The organism is Mesorhizobium sp. LNJC405B00 (assembly GCF_000502615.1).
Taxonomy (GTDB): Bacteria; Pseudomonadota; Alphaproteobacteria; order Rhizobiales; family Rhizobiaceae; genus Mesorhizobium.
In genome coordinates this window covers 145340-162489 of sequence record NZ_AYWC01000002.1, presented here as the reverse complement: position 1 = coordinate 162489, position 17150 = coordinate 145340, and the positions used below count along the sequence as shown (strand labels likewise).

Sequence of the window (17150 nt, the reverse complement as noted above, 5' to 3'; positions counted from 1 at the left end):
TTTGTTTCAATCCGCCCGGACTATCGCATGACCGACCAACCCAGCAAAGCCGATGCCGACCGGGAGAAGGACCTGACGCCGGCGGCCAGCCGAGCGCTGGCTGAAGCCGAGGCGCGCCGTGAAGCGTATCGCCAGAAGGAAGCTGCGTTGCCGAAGGAAATCGGCGGCCGCGGCGGCAAGGAACCCGGCCGCTACGGCGACTGGGAAGTGAAGGGACTGGCTAGCGATTTCTAGGGGTTCAGGAACGGAAGAACTGGGGAACTGGTGAGCTGAAGAGTTGAAGAAAAAGGCGCACAGCAGTTCTCCAGTTCTCCAGTTCTCCAGTTCTCCAGTTCTCCAGTTCTCAGGCCGCGCTGCGCTGTGCCCCCAACGTCATCCAGCCGCTGTCATCGATCGTGATGGAGACGGTTTCGTAGCCGCCAATCGAGTTGTGCTGAGTCGTCATTGGATGCTGGTGAGTGGCGCTGATCACCATCACCGACGCGCCCGCTGCTTCCGCCGCCGCGATACCGGCCGGTGCGTCCTCGAAGACCAGACAGTCGCCGATATCGACGCCGAGCCGTTTTGCCGCCAGCAGGAAACAGTCGGGCGCCGGCTTGCCGTGCGACACATCCTCGGCCGCGACCACCAAGGCGGGAACCGGGATGCCGGCGGCCCGCATGCGCAGCAGCGCCAACGGGCGCGGCGCCGAGGTGACGATCGCCCAGCGCTCTGGCGGCAAAGCGTTGAGGAACGGCACGGCGCCAGCGATCGGCAGCACGCCTTCGACATCGTCCGACTCGGCCTGCAACAGCACAAACGCCTCATGAACAGGGTCGACGCCGGGAAGCGCCAGCCTGGTGATGGTCTCGACCGCCCGCACGCCATGGATCGTCGGCAGGAAGGCTTCGACGTCGAGACCGTGCTTAAGCGCCCACGCCGCCCAGACGCGCTCGGCCGAGGCGATCGAATTGAGCACCGTGCCATCCATATCGAACAGGAACGCGGCGAATTTTCTGCCTGCAAACATCCGATTTTCCATGGGGTTAGGGATCGTTTCGGGAGGGTCGAAACATGTCGTGCGACCGTAACGTCGCCACGCCTGCCTGGGAAGCCGCGCGAGAGCCTTTTCGATAGTTCCAGGGAACCATGGTCCCGCCTCTGGCGTTTTGACCATACTGTTTTCCACGGGATCGAAGGGGCAATCATTGTGCTGATCCGGCTCGGCTACGAAATCGCCATTGAATGCGTCGGCGCCACGCCGGTCATCTCGCTGCTTGATATCCACAGGGATCGTCAGGCCGACATCAAACGGCAGACGCGCGTGCTGACGTCGCCTTCAGTGCCGAGCAAGGTCTATCACGATCTGTTCGGCAATACCTGCCGCCGCTTCACCGTACCCGCCGGCAGTTTCCGCATTCTCTATGACGCAGCCGTCGAGGACAGCGGCGAGCCTGACGCGGTCAACACGCTGGCCAGGGAAGTGCCGGTGGCGGAACTGCCGGACGATGTGCTCGGCTACCTCCTCGGCAGCCGCTATTGCGAGACCGATCATCTGAGCAGTCTGGCCTGGCAGCTTTTCGGCCATGTTCCCTCCGGCTGGGCGCGGGTGCAGGCGATCGTCGACTATGTCCACAACCGGCTGTCCTTCGGCTATGGCTATGCGCGGTCGACGCGCACCGCAGCCCAGGCGCATGAGGAGCAGGTTGGTGTATGCCGCGACTTCGCCCATCTAGCGATCACGCTCTGCCGCTGCATGAACATCCCGGCCCGCTATGTGAACGGTTATCTCGGCGACATCGGCGTACCGGCCGACCCGGCGCCGATGGATTTTTCAGCCTGGATGGAAGTGTTCCTCGACGGCAAGTGGTACACGTTCGACCCGCGCCACAACAAACCCAGGATCGGCCGCGTCGTCATCGCGCGCGGCCGCGATGCCACGGATGTCCCGCTGCTGCACAGTTTCGGCCCACACCAACTCTCGCTGTTCAAGGTGTGGACCTACGAGCAGGAAGGCAAGCTGTTCAATCCGCCCTATCACGGCGTCGACAAGACGATCAGCGCGCGGATGCTGGCGTGACCGGATTCTGATCTGCTTCGACACACAATCCGGAAATGGAAAAGGCCGCCGCTTCTTGACGAAGCCGGCGGCCTTCCGTGTTTCCGTCCGTGGCGCGGCCAATGGCGGCGACCGAGGTCACCCGCCGCGCTTATCGCGCCTTAACGGGAAGACTGCTTCCCGAAAGTGCAATCCGCTGAGGCCACGTTCTGGAAAACGAAATCACTCGACATCGGATCACCTCCTTTCGATTTGTTGCACACGTACAGATGATGGGGTGCGTTGCAGCAAAAAACAAGATGCCGATTTGAAATAGCTGGCGAGCCGCCTTTTGCGCCGGGTTGCGAAGAGCCGCGAGGGCGGGCAAAATCCATGCAAGGTGGATTGTCAGGACTCGGGAGGATGGCCATGGAGGCAGCCGAGAAGGCCGCGCGCATCGTGCGAACGGTGATCGAAACGCTGAAGCCGGGTTTTGCGGTCAAGCTGTGGACCGGCGAGCGGATCGGTCCCGCCATCGGGCCCGTGCTCACCATCAACGACCAGGACATCGTCTGGCAGGTGGTGAAGCGGCCATCGCTGTCGACGCTGATCGAGATGTGGATCTCCAAGACGATAGACATCGAAGACGGGACGATTTTCGATTTCTACGCACTGCCGTCGCAAGGCAAGCTCAGGACCAAGCTCAAGTCGCTGCCGAAGCTGGCGATCCTGCGCGACCTGCCGGCGGTGCTCCTGTCACGCAAGCAGATGAGTGCACGCACCGATCTGTCGGGTCGCAACCCCTATGTCAGCGGGTCGAGCCAGGAGGCGATCCAGCATCACTACGACATTTCGAATGCCTTTTACCGGCTCTTCCTCGACGAGCGCATGGTCTACAGCTGCGGCTACTTTAAGGATTTCGCCGATGGCATCGACCAGGCGCAGGCCGACAAGCTCGACCATATCTGCCGCAAGCTCAGGCTGAAGCCGGGCGAAAAGCTGCTGGACATCGGCTGCGGCTGGGGTGCCATGCTGATCCATGCGGCCAAAAATTACGGCGTCGTCGGCCATGGCGTGTCGCTGTCGCAGGCGCAGACCGATCTCGCCCGCGAGCGCATCCGCGCCGAAGGGCTGCAGGACCGCATCACCATCGAAATCAAATCCTATACGGAGCTCAAAGGCTCCTTCGACAAGATATCGTCGATCGGCATGTTCGAGCATCTCGGCCTCGCCAACCACGCCACCTATTTCAAGACCATCCATCGCTTGCTGAAGCCCGGCGGCATCTATCTGCACCACGCCATCACCAGGCGCAGCAAGGGCGACTTGAAGAAAACCTTGCGCAAGGGGCCGGAGTTCAAGGCGCTGCTCAAATACATTTTCCCAGGCGGCGAACTCGACACGATCGGCATGACGCTGGGCAATCTGGAGGCGCATGGCTTCCTGGTCTACGACGTCGAGAATCTGCGCGAGCACTATGCGCGCACCTGCCGGCTGTGGGCCGAGCGGCTACAGGCTCGCTTCGACGAGGCGGTCGCCGAAGTCGGCGAGGCCAAGGCACGGCTGTGGCTGCTTTATCTCACCGGCTGCTCGATCACCTTCGAGCGCGCCTCGGCGCAGATTTTTCAGACCGTCGTCACCAAACGCGCACGCGGGCCGAGCGGGCTGCCGCCGACACGGGCGGATCTGTATCGGTAGAGATAGGATTCGGGGCCGAACCCCACGCTTTCCAAGGTCTGCGATTCGCTGCCTCGCGGTAGAGGCCTACACGAACCGCATCGGCGCGCCGATCTCGACGCGGGCAGGCCTGTCCACAGTGCAATAGACGCCAAGATTGTGCGCGTTGTGGCGGACCAGATTGCGCAGGATGCCGGGATCGTGGTCGAAGCCGTCCTGGCTGATGATGGTGAAGCCGCAGCGGCGGCACGGCTCCGAGACGGTCACCAGCAGATCGCCGATGGCGAGCTTGCGGCCAATCCATTCGGTCTCGGGAAACGAGCCTTTGACCGCCGCCATGTCGACGACGATGTTGGGGCGGAAGCGGCGCGGATCGGGAATGCCTTCGGGGTGCAGCGCCTTGAGCCGCGCCAGCGATGCGGTGGTCAAGAGATGGATCGGCGCTTTGCGGTAGCGCGCCGCGGTGAGCGGGCCGGTGTAGCCGGGAGCGTTGTCCTGGCTGAACGGCCTGATCGAGGCGGCGAAGCCGAGATAGGCCGAGATGGCTTGGTCGCATTCCACACCCGGCACTGCCAGCCAGTCGCCGTCGGGAACGGCGATCTCCAGCTTGCGGTCCTTGCTCAGCCGGGTGCGGATGCGCGGCACCTTGTGCCACTTGGCGTCGCGGTCGGGCCGCGCGATCTCATTGTCCGAGACATCGACAAGGCCGAACAGCCGGTCGCCGTCGATGGTTTCAAGGCCGACCGAAATGGCGTCCTGGCGTTCGCCGGCAAGCGAACTTGCGGGGTAACGCCAGAGCTCCGTGACTGCGCCCAGTGCAGCCATCAAATCCCCTCAGCCCTTCTTGTTCTGGCGGTTGGCGATCAGATCATCGACCACGGCCGGATCGGCCAGTGTCGAGGTATCGCCGAGCGCGGAAAAATCGTCCTCGGCGATCTTGCGCAGGATACGGCGCATGATCTTGCCGGAGCGGGTTTTCGGCAGTCCGGGCGCGAATTGCAGCTTGTCGGGCGAGGCGATGGCGCCGATCTCCTTGCGGACATGGGCCACGAGCTCCTTGCGCAGTTCCTCGCTCGGCTCCACGCCTTTCATCAAGGTAACGTAGCTGTAGATGCCCTGGCCCTTGATGTCGTGGGGATAGCCGACGACAGCTGCTTCCGACACCTTCTCATGGCTGACGAGCGCCGATTCGACCTCGGCCGTTCCCATGCGGTGGCCGGAAACGTTGATGACGTCGTCGACGCGGCCGGTGATCCAGTAATAGCCGTCGGCGTCGCGGCGACAGCCGTCACCGGTGAAGTATTTGCCCTTGTAGGTGGAGAAATAGGTCTGCACGAAGCGGTCATGATCGCCATAGACCGTGCGCATCTGGCCGGGCCAGGAATCGGCGATGCAGAGATTGCCGTCGGCCGCCCCTTCCAGCACCCTACCTTCGCCGTCGACCAGCTGCGGCCTGATGCCGAAGAAGGGCCGCGTCGCCGAACCAGCCTTGAGGTCGGTGGCGCCGGGCAGCGGCGTGATCAGGATGCCGCCGGTCTCGGTCTGCCACCAGGTGTCGACGATCGGCACCTTGCCGTTGCCGACGATGTTGAAATACCACTCCCAGGCTTCCGGATTGATCGGTTCGCCGACCGAGCCCAGCACGCGCAGCGACTTGCGCGAGGTCTTCTTCACCGGTTCGTCGCCGGCGCCCATCAGCGCGCGCAGCGCCGTCGGCGCGGTGTAGAAGATGTTGACCTTGTGCTTGTCGATGACTTCCCAGAAGCGCGACTGCGAGGGGTAGTTCGGCACGCCCTCGAACATCAGCGTGGTGGCGCCGTTGGCGAGCGGGCCATAGACGATATAGCTGTGGCCGGTGACCCAACCGACATCGGCGGTGCACCAGTAGATATCGCCATCATGGTAGTCGAAGACATATTGGTGGGTCATCGCGACATAGACGAGATAGCCGGCGGTGGTGTGCAGCACTCCCTTCGGCTTGCCGGTCGAGCCTGAGGTATAGAGGATGAACAGCGGATCCTCGGCCTTCATCTTCTCCGGCTTGCAGTCGCCTTTCACCGTGGCGATCTCGTCATGGTACCAGATGTCGCGTCCCTGGACCCAGCCGGTCTTGCCGCCGGTGCGACGAACGACGACCACCTTATCGACCTTGGTGCCGGCCTTGGCGGCGATTTCGATCGCTCTGTCGGTGTTTTCCTTCAGCGGGATCGGCTTGCCGCCGCGCAGGCCTTCGTCGGCGGTGATGACGAAGGTCGACTTGCAGTCATCGATGCGGCCGGCCAGCGCGTCCGGTGAAAAGCCGCCGAAGACGATCGAGTGGATGGCGCCGATGCGGGTGCAAGCCAGCATCGCGTAGGCCGCTTCCGGGATCATCGGCATGTAGATGGTGACGCGGTCGCCCTTCCTGACGCCGTGCTTCTTCATCACATTGGCGAGCCGGCAGACATGCTCGTAGAGCTCGTTATAGGTGATCTTCTTGTCGTCGTAGGGATTGTCGCCTTCCCAGATGATGGCTGTCTGGTTGCCGCGCTTCTTCAAATGGCGGTCGATGCAGTTGTAGGAGACGTTGGTTTCGCCGTCCTCGAACCATTTGATCGAGACCTTGCCCTCGAAGGAGGTGTTCTTGACCTTGCTGAACGGCTTGAACCAGTCGATGCGCTTGCCGTGCTTGCCCCAGAACTTGTCCGGATTCTTCACGCTGTCGGCATACCATTTGAGGTAGGTGTCGTTGTCGATCAGCGCATTCTTCTTCCACGCCGGCTGGACGCGGTGGATCTTCACCTCGGACATGTCTTCACTTTCCTCCCAAACCACCCCGCCGGCTTGACCACAGCCAGGATCACGGCGACGCAGCCGCGAATTCGGCGGCATTATTAACAGTTCCGCGCTGACGGCAACATTAGACGTTGGATTCGCGTGGCGCGATGCCGCAGCTCCCGTTTCGGTTGTATCAGCACTCGGCAGCGGTCGCTGCTAACTGCATGTTTTCGTGCATAAAACCCGACTGGGATCAGGAAAATCATAGACAGTTAAGGAACGGCGCGCACAATTCGGTGTTGGGAGGAATGGAGAATCAACTAGGCCAAGGGGCTGTCATGCGCGATCATTCCGAAATGGACCTGATGCTCAAGGGGTATGGCCTGACCACGGCCAAGATTCTGTACCATTTTCCCGACCACCCGCATCTGCTGCAGAGCTTCATCTGGCAGGATTACGATCTGGCGCCGAAGTTTCCGGTGCTGATCAAGTTCATCGAGTTCTGGAAGGCCAGGCTCGACGGGCCGCTGCATTCGATCAGCTACACGCACCAGAAGCTGATCGCGCCGAACGAATGGCGGAAGGTGGATGGGGAGTTCGTGCTGCACTGAGCGGCAGTATAGCTGATCTCCCCCGCAAGGGGGGAGATTGGCAGCTTCAACGTCGTGCGATCACACCGCAGGCGGGTTCAGTCGGGCGAAACCTTCCTGGCGGCGATAAGGGAAGTACGGGTAGGGCGCGGTCACTTCGCTTGCGGCGTCGAGCTTTTTGACCTGCTCCGGCGTCAATGCCCAGCCGACGGCGCCGAGGTTCTGGCGCAGCTGTTCCTCGTTGCGGGCGCCGATGATGACCGAGGACACGGTCGGGCGCCGCAACAGCCAGTTGATGGCGATCTGCGGCACGGTCTTGCCGGTCTCTTCAGCCATCGCATCAAGCGCATCCATGACCCGGTAGAGATGTTGGTCCGCGACCGGCGGGCCGAAATCGGCGGTGTCGTGCAGCCGGCTCTTTTCCGGCAGGGGCTGGCCGCGGCGGATCTTGCCGGTCAGGCGGCCCCAGCCGAGCGGGCTCCACACCAGCGCGCCGATGCCCTGGTCGATACCGAGCGGCATCAGCTCCCATTCATAGTCGCGACCGACCAGCGAGTAGTAGACCTGATGCGCGGCGTAGCGCGGATAAGCATGCTTGTCAGCTTCCGCCAGCGATTTCATCACCTGCCAGCCGGAGAAGTTGGAGACGCCGACATAGCGCAGCTTGCCGGCGCGCACGAGGTCGTCCAGCGTCGACAACACCTCCTCGATCGGCGTGCCGGCATCGAAGGCGTGCAGCTGCAACAGGTCGATGTAATCGGTGCCCATGCGCTTCAGGGCGGCGTCGACGGCTTTGATCAGCCGCGAGCGCGACGAGCCGTAGTCGGCCGGTCTGTCGCCCATCGGCAGCGAAGTCTTGGTCGAGATCAGCACCGCGTCGCGGCGGCCTTTGATGGCTTCGCCAAGCACTTCCTCGGAGGCGCCGTTCGAATAGACATCGGCGGTGTCGAACAGATTGACGCCGGCCTCGAGGCAGATGTCGATCAGCCGCCGCGCTTCCTTGGCATCGCTGTTGCCCCAGGCCCCGAACAGCGGCCCGGAGCCGCCGAAAGTGCCGGCGCCGAAAGAGAGTGCGGGCACTTTCAGGCCCGATGCGCCGAGACGTCGATAATCCATTTTATGCTCCTTGATGATGTCGAAGAAGGATTGCGCGTGATGCTCATGACTGGGCGCAGACCGGCACCCCGATTGTGGGGGCGCGATCGAGGCGCAGCGCCAGGGCAGCGACGCCAAGAGCCGCGACCGGCAGCAAAGCGGCGATCCAGGTTAGTGAGCCGAGGCCGAGGTCATGGGCAATCACCGCGCCGCCAAGCCAAGCGCCGGCGGCATTGCCGAGGTTGAAGGCGGCGATGTTGAAGGACGAGGCGAGGCTCTGGCCCGCGCCTTGCGCCTTTTCCAGCACCCACATCTGCAGCGGCGCCACGGTGGCGAAGGCGGCGGCACCAAGCAGGCCGACATAGATGACGGCCAGGATTTGGCTGTGGACGGCGAAGGTCATTGTGGCCAGCACCAACGCCAGCACCACGAGGCTGCCGAGCACCGCCGGCACCAGCCAGCGGTCGGCGACCTTGCCGCCAAGCAGATTGCCGGCGATAAGACCGCCACCGAAGACGAGCNCTCGGTGAGCAGCGGGGCGATGTAGGTGAAGACGGCGAAGACGCCGGCATAGCCGAGCACGGTGGTGGCGAGGCCGAGCAGCACCGGCGTGCGGCGCAGCACTGCGAGGTCGGCGCGCAGATTGGTCTTCTCGGGCGCTTCCTTGCTGCGCGGCACCAGAAGCAGGATGACGGCAAAGGCTGCCAAGCCGACCAGGGTTACGGCCCAGAAGGTGGCGCGCCAGCCGAAGGTCTGGCCGAGCCAAGTGCCGAAGGGCACGCCGAGGATGTTGGCGATAGTCAGGCCGGTGAACATCAGCGCGATCGCCGAGGCTTTCTTGTTGGGCGCGACCAGGCCGGTGGCGACCACCGAGCCGACGCCAAAGAAAGTGCCATGGGCAAAGGCGGTGATGATGCGGGCGCCCATCAGCGTCCAGTAGTCGGGGGCGATCGCACAGGCGAGGTTGCCGAGCGTGAAGATCGCCATAAGGGCCAGAAGGACGGTCTTGCGGGGCCAGTTGCCGGTGGCGATGGTCAAAAGCGGCGCGCCGATGACGACGCCCAACGCGTAGCCCGAAATCAACTGGCCGGCGGCCGAGATCGAGACTCCGAGATCTTTGCTGACATCGATCAGCAGCCCCATGATGACGAATTCGGTGACACCGATGCCGAAGGCGCCGGCAGCGAGGGCGTAGAGAGCAAGAGGCATGGCGGTTTCCAGTTCGAACTCGATGAACGCGACCAGACCCGCGCCCCGACCGCAGAGATCGTGTTGCCATGCCTTGTGAACCAGACTTGCCTTGGGCATATTTCCTGTGAAATAGATTCACAAATGGCCAGACCCGATATCAACCGTTCCGGCGAGATCGAAGTGTTCGTCCGCGTCGTCGAGGCGGGCAGTTTCTCGGCTGCGGCTCGTTCGCTGCGTATGACACCGTCGGCGGTGAGCAAGCTGATCGCGCGACTGGAGGCAAGGCTCGGCGCGCGGCTGGTCACGCGCTCGACGCGCAAGCTGCAGCTGACGCCGGAAGGGACGGCGTTCTATGACAGCGGGGTGCGCATCCTGGCCGATATGGCGGCGGCCGAGCGCGAGGCGGCCGTGGGTGCCGCGCCGCGCGGACGGCTGCGCGTCAACTCCTATGTGCCCTTCGGGGTGCATCGGCTGATCCCGCTGCTGCCTGATTTCCTCGAACGCTACCCCGGGATTTCGGTCGATCTGGTGCTGACCGACAGCGTCATCGATTTGATGGCTGAGCGTGCCGACGTCGCCATCCGCGCCGGGCCGCTCGGCGAGTCGCGGCTGGTGGCGCGCAAGCTCGGGCAAAGCCGGATGACAGTCGTTGCCGCACCGTCCTATCTCAAGACGCATGGCACGCCGCTGGTTCCAGCAGATCTCGACCGGCACAATCGCATGGCTTTCGGCTTTGTCCGGCATGTCGATGGCTGGTCGTTTGTCGATGCAACCGGGAACGCCGTCATGGTGCCGATCACCGGAAACACGCTGGTCGGCGATGGCGAGTCGATGCGGTTGATGGCGGTCGGCGGCGCCGGCATCGCCCGGCTGGCACACTGGCATGTGGCCGATGACATCGCGGCGGGGCGGCTGACGGCGCTGCTGGAGGATTTCAATCCGGGCGACGAGGAGCCTACCCACGCCGTCTATGTCGGCCAGGGCCGGCATTTGCCCGCACGGGTGCGGGCGTTTCTCGACTTTCTGGTCGAGAGCGTGCGGATGAGCTGAAAAGACGTTGGGGAGCCAGATGACCCCCCAAGCATCAGGCGACAGCGATGACTATTTCTTCGGGGTGAACGGCGCCGGGCGGCGACCGGCGCCCTGACGCTCCAGCATCCAGCCGGGATATTCGGCCGGCAGCGCGCTGACCTCATCCAGTTTGGCGAGATCGTCGGCGTCGAGCTTCACCTCGGCCGCGGCTAGGTTCTGCTCGAGCTGCTCCATGCGGCTGGCGCCGATGATGACGCTCATGACGAAAGGTTTGGCCAGGACATAACCGAGCGCGACCGTAGCGACGCTGACATCGTGCTTTTTGGCGATGTCGCGCATGACGGCGACGGCTGCCCAGGCGCGGTCCTCATCGACCGGCGGGAAGTTGAAGGCGGCGCGGCGGCCCTCGCCATTGCCGGGCGCGCCGGGACCGTATTTGCCCGACAGCAGGCCGCCGGCCATCGGCGACCACACCATCAAGCCGAGCTTCTCCTCGTTGATGAGCGGCACGATCTCACGCTCGAGATCGCGGCCGGCGATCGAGTAATAGGACTGGATGGTCTCGAAGCGGGAGAACCCCTTGCGCTCGGCAATGCCCAGAGCCTTGGCGATGCGCCATGCCTGCCAGTTGGAGACGCCGACATAGCGAACCTTGCCGCTGGCAACCAGGTCATCAAGTGCCCGTAGCGTCTCGTCGATCGGCGTCACCGTATCGGTGCCGTGCAACTGATAGAGGTCGATATGGTCGAGCTGCAGCCGCTCCAGGCTGCCCTCGACCGAATCCATGATGTGGCCTCGCGAAGAGCCGCGCTCGTTCGGGCCCTGGCCCATGGCGCCATGCACCTTGGTGGCAATGACGACGTCCGAGCGCTTGACGCCGAGATCCCTGAGCGACTGGCCGAGCAGGCGCTCGGACTGGCCGAAGGAGTAGACGTCGGCGGTGTCGAAGAAATTGACGCCGGCGGCGATCGAACGGCCAACGATGTCGTTGACGCCCTTCTGGTCGAGGCTGGCGATCAGACCCCATTGGGCATTCTCGCCGGCGGCGCCGAAGGTCATTGTGCCGAGGCAGAGTTCGGAGACGAACATCCCCGTATTTCCGAGTTGATTGTAGCGCATGGTGGCTCCAGCAGATTGGTGATGACGCCAAGCAAATAGGAACGGCGCGTTTCGTTTCCAGTCGTGGCGCAATGATGGGCCAGCTCTGGCTCAACCTGCGGCCGACCCCAACACCGAATCAACACAGGCGGGTCAGGCTTCCCAAGGGTTGAACATTGTGACGCCAGTATCGTCGAAATCGGCGACGTTGCGTGTGACCAGTATGAGGTCGTGGAAGAGCGCCGTCGCGGCTATAAGCCCATCTGCGTCGCCGCGCGTGCGGATCGCGGAGATGCGACCCCATTGGGCAGCGATGCTCTCGTCTATGCCGAGAATTCGGTTTTCGTAGCTGTGGCGCAGACCGTGGAACCACGCTGCTAAATGGTTTGCAGTGTCGGGGTCGTTTCGCCGCTTCATTTCGATTCCGCGTGCGATTTCACCGAGCGTGATGACGCTTAGAAACAGAGACTGGCGCTCTTGCTTGATTATCCAATCCGCCACTGGCCCCTCTCGCTTTCGCGCACCCGACACGACGTTCGTGTCCAGAAGAAACATCAGAGGTCCACGTCTCTGCCGGGCCCCTTGGAGCGGCGATTGACCTCTTCGACGAAGTCGTCGTCCCACTCGGGACCGGAAAGAAGGTATTCCGCAAGTGAGGGCTTAGAGCCGACGAGCCTTTCGTATTCTTCAGCGGCCAACACGACAGCAGCGGGCTTTCCACGCAAGGTGATGGTCTGCGGGCCCTTTTCACGAGCCTGCTGAACCAGCTTCGAGAGATTGTTTTTTGCGTCCTGCAGATGCCAGTTCATGGAAGATACCTAGCTAGCTTGGCTAGATATAGCATTGCTGCAGCGATGCAGCAACAAATGCTACTGTTAGGGCCGCGAGATCACCGAGGTTATCGGCCGCCAAAAATCGCCGAGCCGACGCGGACGCTGGTGGCGCCGAAGGCTATGGCGGTCTCGAAGTCGCCGGACATGCCCATCGACAGTTTTGCGACCCCGGCCTCTTTGCCGAGCTTTTCCAGCAAGGCGAAATGCGGGCCGGGGTTTTCGTCGGCCGGCGGGATGCACATCAGGCCTTCGATGGCGAGGCCATGGACATCGCGGCAGCGGGCGACGAAGGCGACGGCGTCGCGCGGCTCGATGCCGGCCTTTTGCGGCTCAGAGCCGGTATTGACCTGGACGTAGAGTTTCGGCGTGCGGCCCTGGCGCACGATTTCCTTGGCGAGTTCGGCGGCGATCTTTTCGCGGTCGACGGTCTCGATGACGTCGGCGAGCGCAACGGCTTCCTTCGCCTTGTTCGACTGCAGCGGGCCGATCAGATGCAGTTCGATATCAGGGAATTCCGCTTTCAAGGCCGGCCATTTGCCTTGCGCTTCCTGCACGCGGTTTTCGCCGAAGACGCGCTGGCCAGCCTCGATGACCGGGCGGATGACGTCGGCCTCAAAAGTCTTCGACACCGCAACCAGCGTCAGCGAACCGGCGTCGCGGCCGGCCTCGCGCTCGGCGGCAGCGATCCTCGTCTTGACGGCGAAAAACTGTTCGACGGCGCTGGCCATGTCCATATCCTGCCTGTCTTTAATCGTCTTGGCCGGCTCGCCGCAGTTGACGGGTCCGGCAATCCATGGTGAACACCGCGACGACATTTACCTCGGCCACCGGGCCTTGTCCGGCGGTCTGCGCCTGCTTTTAAGTGAAAATCATCCGATGGCAACCGAACGATACAATCCGCGCGCGTCAGAGCCCAAATGGCAGAAGGCCTGGGCCGAAAAGAAGCTGTTCGAAGCGCATAACAACGATCCAAAGCCGAAATACTACGTGCTGGAGATGTTCCCCTATCCCTCGGGGAAGATCCATATCGGCCACACCCGCAACTACACGATGGGTGATGTGGTGGCGCGCTACAAGCGGGCCAAGGGCTTCAACGTGCTGCACCCGATGGGCTGGGACGCTTTCGGCATGCCGGCTGAAAACGCGGCGATGCAGAACAAGGTCCATCCCAAGGAATGGACCTACGCCAACATCGCCGCCATGCGCGAGCAGCTCAAGATGATGGGCCTGTCGCTGGACTGGGCGCGTGAGTTCGCCACCTGCGACGTCGACTATTACCACCGCCAGCAGATGCTGTTCCTCGATTTCGTCGAAAAGGGGCTGGTGACGCGCAAATCCTCCAAGGTCAACTGGGACCCGGAGGACATGACGGTGCTCGCCAACGAGCAGGTCATCGACGGCCGTGGCTGGCGCTCGGGCGCGCTGGTCGAACAGCGCGAGCTGACGCAGTGGTTCTTCAAGATCACCGACTACGCGCAGGACCTGCTGGACTCGCTGAATGGTCTCGGCGAGTGGCCGGAAAAGGTCAAGCTGATGCAGCAGAACTGGATCGGCCGCTCGGAAGGGCTGCTGATCCGCTGGCCGCTGGCCGCTCCGGTTGGCGATGCGAAGGAACTGGAGGTCTACACGACCAGGCCCGACACCATTTTCGGCGCCTCTTTCATGGCGGTCGCCGCCGACCATCCGCTGGCCAGGAAGGCCGCCGAGACCAATGTCGAGCTGGCCAAGTTCATCGACGAGGTCCGTCACATGGGCACCTCGGTGGCCGCGCTGGAGACTGCCGAGAAGAAAGGCTTCGACACCGGCATCCGCGTCGTCCATCCGTTCGACGACTCATGGAAACTGCCGGTCTATGTCGCCAATTTCGTTTTGATGGAATACGGCACCGGCGCCATATTCGGCTGCCCGTCGGGCGACCAGCGCGACCTCGATTTCGCCAACAGATACGGCCTGCCGGTGATCCCGGTGGTGATGCCGGAAGATGCCGACGCCAAGACCTTCCAGGTCACGGAAGAGGCCTATGTCGATGACGGCGTGATGATCAATTCGCGCTTTCTCGACGGCCTGAAGCCGGAGCAGGCGTTCGACGAGGTGGCAAAGCTCCTGGAGCAGAAGACCATAGGCGGGCGGCCAATGGCGGAGCGCAAGGTGAACTTCCGCTTGCGCGACTGGGGCATTTCGCGTCAGCGCTACTGGGGCTGCCCGATCCCGATGATCCATTGCGAGGATTGCGGCGTCGTGCCGGTGCCGAAGGCCGACCTGCCCGTCAAGCTGCCCGACGACATCGAGTTCGACCGTCCCGGCAATCCGCTCGACCGTCACCCGACCTGGCGGCATGTGAAGTGCCCGCAATGCGGCAAGGATGCGCGCCGCGAGACCGACACGATGGACACGTTCGTCGATTCGTCCTGGTATTTCGCGCGCTTCACCGCGCCCTGGGCCAATGAGCCGACGGAGCCCAAGGCTGCCGATGACTGGCTGGCCGTCGACCAGTATATTGGCGGCATCGAGCACGCGATCCTCCATCTGCTCTATTCGCGCTTCTTCACCCGCGCCATGCGTGCGACCGGGCATCTCGACCTGGCCGAGCCATTCAAGGGCCTGTTCACGCAAGGCATGGTGGTGCATGAGACCTACCGCGTCGGCGGTGCGTCGAACAATGGCCGCTGGCTGTCGCCGGCTGAGGTCAGGATCGAGGATGTCGGCGGCAAGCGCCGCGCCATCGAGATCGCCACCGGCGAAGAGGCGGCGATCGGCTCACTCGAAAAGATGTCGAAGTCGAAGAAGAATACGGTAAGCCCGGAAGACATCACCGACGGCTACGGCGCCGACACCGCACGCTGGTTCATGCTGTCGGATTCGCCGCCCGAGCGCGACGTCGAGTGGACGGACGATGGCGCCGCCGGCGCACATCGCTTCATCCAGCGTGTCTGGCGCCTTGTGTCCATTGCCGCCGAGACGCTTGACGGCGCCAAGCCGCAGGCGGCGCCGGAGGGCGAGGCGGGCGCCGTTTCCAAGGCCGCGCACAAGATCCTGAAAGCGATCGGCGAGGATATCGAGAAGCTCGGCTTCAACCGGGCCATCGCCCGCATCTACGAACTTGCCAATGCCTTGAACACGCCGCTCAACGACGTTGCCGAGGGCAAGGCCGATGCGGCGCTGAAAGGCGCCTGCCGCGAGGCGGTGGAGATCCTTGTGCATGTGGTCGCGCCGGTCATGCCGCATCTGGCCGAAGAGTGCTGGCACACGCTCGGCGGCACCGATCTGGTCGCCGAACGGCCATGGCCGGTCTACGACCCGGCGCTGGTGGTCGACAACGAGATCGTGCTGCCGGTTCAGGTCAACGGCAAGAAGCGCGGCGATTTGACAATTGCCCGCGACGCGGACCAAGGTGCGGTCGAAAAAGCGGTTCTGGCTCTCGACTTCGTGCAGAAAGCGCTGGAAGGTAAGGCGCCCCGCAAGGTGATCATCGTGCCGCAGAGGATCGTCAATGTCGTTGCCTGATTTCAAAAAGACGGGGCTTGACTTCGGAAAGACGACGCATGTGCTGCGCCGCACCGCGCTCTGCGGGCTTGTGGCCTCGATGACGCTGGTTTCGGCCTGCACGGTCAGGCCGCTCTATTCGAGCGCGCCGCTGACGGCAGGCTCGACTGTCAGCGCGTCGGCGGAGCTCGCCTCGATCGCGGTCAAGCCGGTCAAGACCCGCTATGCCCAGCAGGTCCGCAACAATCTGATCTTCGCCTTCGGCCAGGGTGCCGGCGAGACGACGGCACCGGTCTACATGCTCGATCTCGGTGTCACCGAACTGGTCGAATCGGCCGCGGTGGTGCAGATTCAGACCGACGAAGACGAGCCGACGGCAGGCACGGTGACGCTGACCGCAAACTATGTGCTGACCGATGCCAGGACCGGCGTGGTGATCGCCACCGGCAAACGGTCGATCCCATCATCCTTCGACAAGCCGACGCAGGAGTTCGCCTCCTACCGGGCACAGCTCGACGCCGAGAACCGCGCCGCGCGTGAACTGGCTGAAATGGTGAGCCTGTCGGTCGCCCAGGACTTGGTCAGGCACGGCAAGAAGGCCTGAGCATTCCCTGGCGCTGCCAACTAGACTTTTAGCAGTCCGCAACAAAAAGGCCGGTTTCCCGGCCTTTTTTCGTTTGTATCGAACCGATCTCAGCCGATCTTCTGGCCGGTCTTGGCCCAGTCGGCAGCGAACTGATCCAGGCCCTTGTCGGTCAACGGGTGCTTGACCAGCGCCTTCAGCGTCGCGGCCGGCGCGGTAACGACATCGGCGCCGATCAGGGCTGCCTGCTTGACGTGGTTCACGGTGCGAACCGAAGCGACGAGGATCTCGGTGTCGAAATCGTAATTGTCGTAGATCTGCCGGATCTCCTGGATCAGTTCCATGCCGTCCGCGCCGGTATCGTCGACGCGGCCGACGAAGGGCGAGATGAACGAGGCGCCGGCCTTGGCCGCCAGCAGCGCCTGGTTGGCCGAGAAGCACAGCGTTACATTGACCATGCGGTTCATCTCGGTGCGGATCGTCTTGCAGGCGCGCAGGCCGTCGAGCGTCAGCGGCACCTTGATGCAGACATTGTCGGCGATCTTGGCCAGGATGTTGGCCTCGGCCATCATGTCCTTGTATTCGACCGCAACAACCTCGGCCGAAACCGGGCCCCTGACGATGTCGCAGATCTGCTTGGTGACCTCGGCGATCTTACCGCCGGATTTCAGGATCAGCGAGGGATTGGTGGTCACGCCGTCGAGCAGCCCCAGGTCGTTCAGTTCCTTGATGTCCTTGATGTCAGCGGTGTCGACAAAAAATTTCATGGGGGTCTCCTGAAAGATTTCCATGTG

The 17150-nt window shown here is 63.1% G+C and carries 16 protein-coding genes and 1 pseudogene; 7 read left to right on the top strand and 10 right to left on the bottom strand.

The genetic code is table 11. The features are described 5' to 3' along the window. Positions 1–27 precede the first annotated feature (27 nt). Positions 28–234 carry a DUF1674 domain-containing protein gene (locus X756_RS160765; RefSeq protein WP_023688862.1) on the top strand — a complete coding sequence of 69 codons (207 nt, stop codon included), beginning with the start codon at positions 28–30 and terminating at the stop codon, positions 232–234. Positions 235–343: 109 nt separating this feature from the next. Here X756_RS160765 and X756_RS160770 read toward each other — a convergent pair whose 3' ends face one another. After that, a complete protein-coding gene (locus X756_RS160770; protein WP_023693195.1) occupies positions 344–1009 on the bottom strand; it encodes an HAD-IA family hydrolase in 666 nt (221 codons plus the stop codon). A gap of 180 nt (positions 1010–1189) precedes the next feature. On the opposite strand from X756_RS160770, the gene X756_RS160775 reads away from it, so the two are divergent. Both X756_RS160775 and X756_RS160780 read left to right on the top strand, forming a co-directional pair. Next, positions 1190–2059, top strand: a complete 870-nt coding sequence (locus X756_RS160775; protein WP_023688863.1) for a transglutaminase family protein — start codon at positions 1190–1192, stop codon at positions 2057–2059. A gap of 387 nt (positions 2060–2446) precedes the next feature. Continuing rightward, entirely contained in the window at positions 2447–3715 is a 1269-nt protein-coding gene (locus tag X756_RS160780; RefSeq protein ID WP_023688864.1) for a cyclopropane-fatty-acyl-phospholipid synthase family protein, read from the top strand. Between the two features lie 66 nt (positions 3716–3781). Here the strand turns inward: X756_RS160780 and X756_RS160785 are convergent, their stop codons facing one another. Beyond that, the gene (locus X756_RS160785; RefSeq protein WP_023688865.1) at positions 3782–4519 is read right to left on the bottom strand and encodes an MOSC domain-containing protein; all 738 of its coding nucleotides are present in this window, start codon (positions 4517–4519) and stop codon (positions 3782–3784) included. Positions 4520–4528: 9 nt separating this feature from the next. Beyond that, a complete protein-coding gene (acs, locus tag X756_RS160790; protein ID WP_023688866.1) occupies positions 4529–6484 on the bottom strand; it encodes an acetate--CoA ligase in 1956 nt (651 codons plus the stop codon). 305 nt (positions 6485–6789) lie between these two features. Between acs and X756_RS160795 the strand changes: the two genes are divergently transcribed. Further along, positions 6790–7062 (top strand): usg protein, encoded by a 273-nt coding sequence (locus X756_RS160795; RefSeq protein WP_023668649.1) that lies wholly within the window; start codon positions 6790–6792, stop codon positions 7060–7062. Positions 7063–7122: 60 nt separating this feature from the next. Here X756_RS160795 and X756_RS160800 read toward each other — a convergent pair whose 3' ends face one another. Continuing rightward, the gene (locus X756_RS160800; RefSeq protein WP_023688867.1) at positions 7123–8157 is read right to left on the bottom strand and encodes an aldo/keto reductase; all 1035 of its coding nucleotides are present in this window, start codon (positions 8155–8157) and stop codon (positions 7123–7125) included. 43 nt (positions 8158–8200) lie between these two features. Further along, positions 8201–9345 (bottom strand): annotated as a pseudogene (locus X756_RS01000000165155) (MFS transporter). 123 nt (positions 9346–9468) lie between these two features. Between X756_RS01000000165155 and X756_RS160805 the strand changes: the two are divergent. Beyond that, positions 9469–10377: a LysR family transcriptional regulator gene (locus tag X756_RS160805; protein ID WP_023700207.1), complete on the top strand. Its 909-nt coding sequence runs from the start codon at positions 9469–9471 to the stop codon at positions 10375–10377. A gap of 51 nt (positions 10378–10428) precedes the next feature. Here the strand turns inward: X756_RS160805 and X756_RS160810 are convergent, their stop codons facing one another. The 4 genes from X756_RS160810 to X756_RS160825 all read right to left on the bottom strand — a co-directional run bounded on the left by X756_RS160810 (position 10429) and on the right by X756_RS160825 (position 13018). Next, positions 10429–11478 (bottom strand): aldo/keto reductase, encoded by a 1050-nt coding sequence (locus X756_RS160810; RefSeq protein WP_023700208.1) that lies wholly within the window; start codon positions 11476–11478, stop codon positions 10429–10431. A 132-nt stretch (positions 11479–11610) separates the two neighbouring features. After that, the gene (locus X756_RS160815) at positions 11611–12012 is read right to left on the bottom strand and encodes a type II toxin-antitoxin system VapC family toxin (protein WP_023728699.1); all 402 of its coding nucleotides are present in this window, start codon (positions 12010–12012) and stop codon (positions 11611–11613) included. Further along, entirely contained in the window at positions 12012–12266 is a 255-nt protein-coding gene (locus X756_RS160820) for a type II toxin-antitoxin system Phd/YefM family antitoxin (RefSeq protein WP_023684084.1), read from the bottom strand. Before X756_RS160820 ends, X756_RS160815 begins: the two co-directional genes overlap by 1 nt. A gap of 89 nt (positions 12267–12355) precedes the next feature. Then, positions 12356–13018, bottom strand: coding sequence for a YggS family pyridoxal phosphate-dependent enzyme (locus X756_RS160825; protein WP_023728698.1), 663 nt, complete (start codon positions 13016–13018; stop codon positions 12356–12358). A gap of 148 nt (positions 13019–13166) precedes the next feature. Here X756_RS160825 and leuS point away from each other — a divergent pair, with 148 nt between their 5' ends. Then, entirely contained in the window at positions 13167–15794 is a 2628-nt protein-coding gene (gene leuS, locus X756_RS160830) for a leucine--tRNA ligase (protein ID WP_023728697.1), read from the top strand. Continuing rightward, positions 15781–16377, top strand: coding sequence for an LPS assembly lipoprotein LptE (gene lptE / locus X756_RS160835; protein ID WP_023698237.1), 597 nt, complete (start codon positions 15781–15783; stop codon positions 16375–16377). Before leuS ends, lptE begins: the two co-directional genes overlap by 14 nt. 89 nt (positions 16378–16466) lie before the next feature. Here the strand turns inward: lptE and fsa are convergent, their stop codons facing one another. After that, the gene (gene fsa, locus X756_RS160840) at positions 16467–17123 is read right to left on the bottom strand and encodes a fructose-6-phosphate aldolase (RefSeq protein ID WP_023698236.1); all 657 of its coding nucleotides are present in this window, start codon (positions 17121–17123) and stop codon (positions 16467–16469) included. Positions 17124–17150: the final 27 nt, after the last annotated feature.

Coding starts and splice junctions, on each gene's coding strand:
- X756_RS160765 (WP_023688862.1), top strand. CDS start 28: ATGACCGACCAACCCAGCAAAGCCGATGCCGACCGGGAGAAGGACCTG.
- X756_RS160770 (WP_023693195.1), bottom strand. CDS start 1,009: ATGTTTGCAGGCAGAAAATTCGCCGCGTTCCTGTTCGATATGGATGGC.
- X756_RS160780 (WP_023688864.1), top strand. CDS start 2,447: ATGGAGGCAGCCGAGAAGGCCGCGCGCATCGTGCGAACGGTGATCGAA.
- X756_RS160785 (WP_023688865.1), bottom strand. CDS start 4,519: ATGGCTGCACTGGGCGCAGTCACGGAGCTCTGGCGTTACCCCGCAAGT.
- acs (WP_023688866.1), bottom strand. CDS start 6,484: ATGTCCGAGGTGAAGATCCACCGCGTCCAGCCGGCGTGGAAGAAGAAT.
- X756_RS160795 (WP_023668649.1), top strand. CDS start 6,790: ATGCGCGATCATTCCGAAATGGACCTGATGCTCAAGGGGTATGGCCTG.
- X756_RS160800 (WP_023688867.1), bottom strand. CDS start 8,157: ATGGATTATCGACGTCTCGGCGCATCGGGCCTGAAAGTGCCCGCACTC.
- X756_RS160805 (WP_023700207.1), top strand. CDS start 9,469: ATGGCCAGACCCGATATCAACCGTTCCGGCGAGATCGAAGTGTTCGTC.
- X756_RS160810 (WP_023700208.1), bottom strand. CDS start 11,478: ATGCGCTACAATCAACTCGGAAATACGGGGATGTTCGTCTCCGAACTC.
- X756_RS160815 (WP_023728699.1), bottom strand. CDS start 12,012: ATGTTTCTTCTGGACACGAACGTCGTGTCGGGTGCGCGAAAGCGAGAG.
- X756_RS160820 (WP_023684084.1), bottom strand. CDS start 12,266: ATGAACTGGCATCTGCAGGACGCAAAAAACAATCTCTCGAAGCTGGTT.
- X756_RS160825 (WP_023728698.1), bottom strand. CDS start 13,018: ATGGCCAGCGCCGTCGAACAGTTTTTCGCCGTCAAGACGAGGATCGCT.
- leuS (WP_023728697.1), top strand. CDS start 13,167: ATGGCAACCGAACGATACAATCCGCGCGCGTCAGAGCCCAAATGGCAG.
- lptE (WP_023698237.1), top strand. CDS start 15,781: ATGTCGTTGCCTGATTTCAAAAAGACGGGGCTTGACTTCGGAAAGACG.
- fsa (WP_023698236.1), bottom strand. CDS start 17,123: ATGAAATTTTTTGTCGACACCGCTGACATCAAGGACATCAAGGAACTG.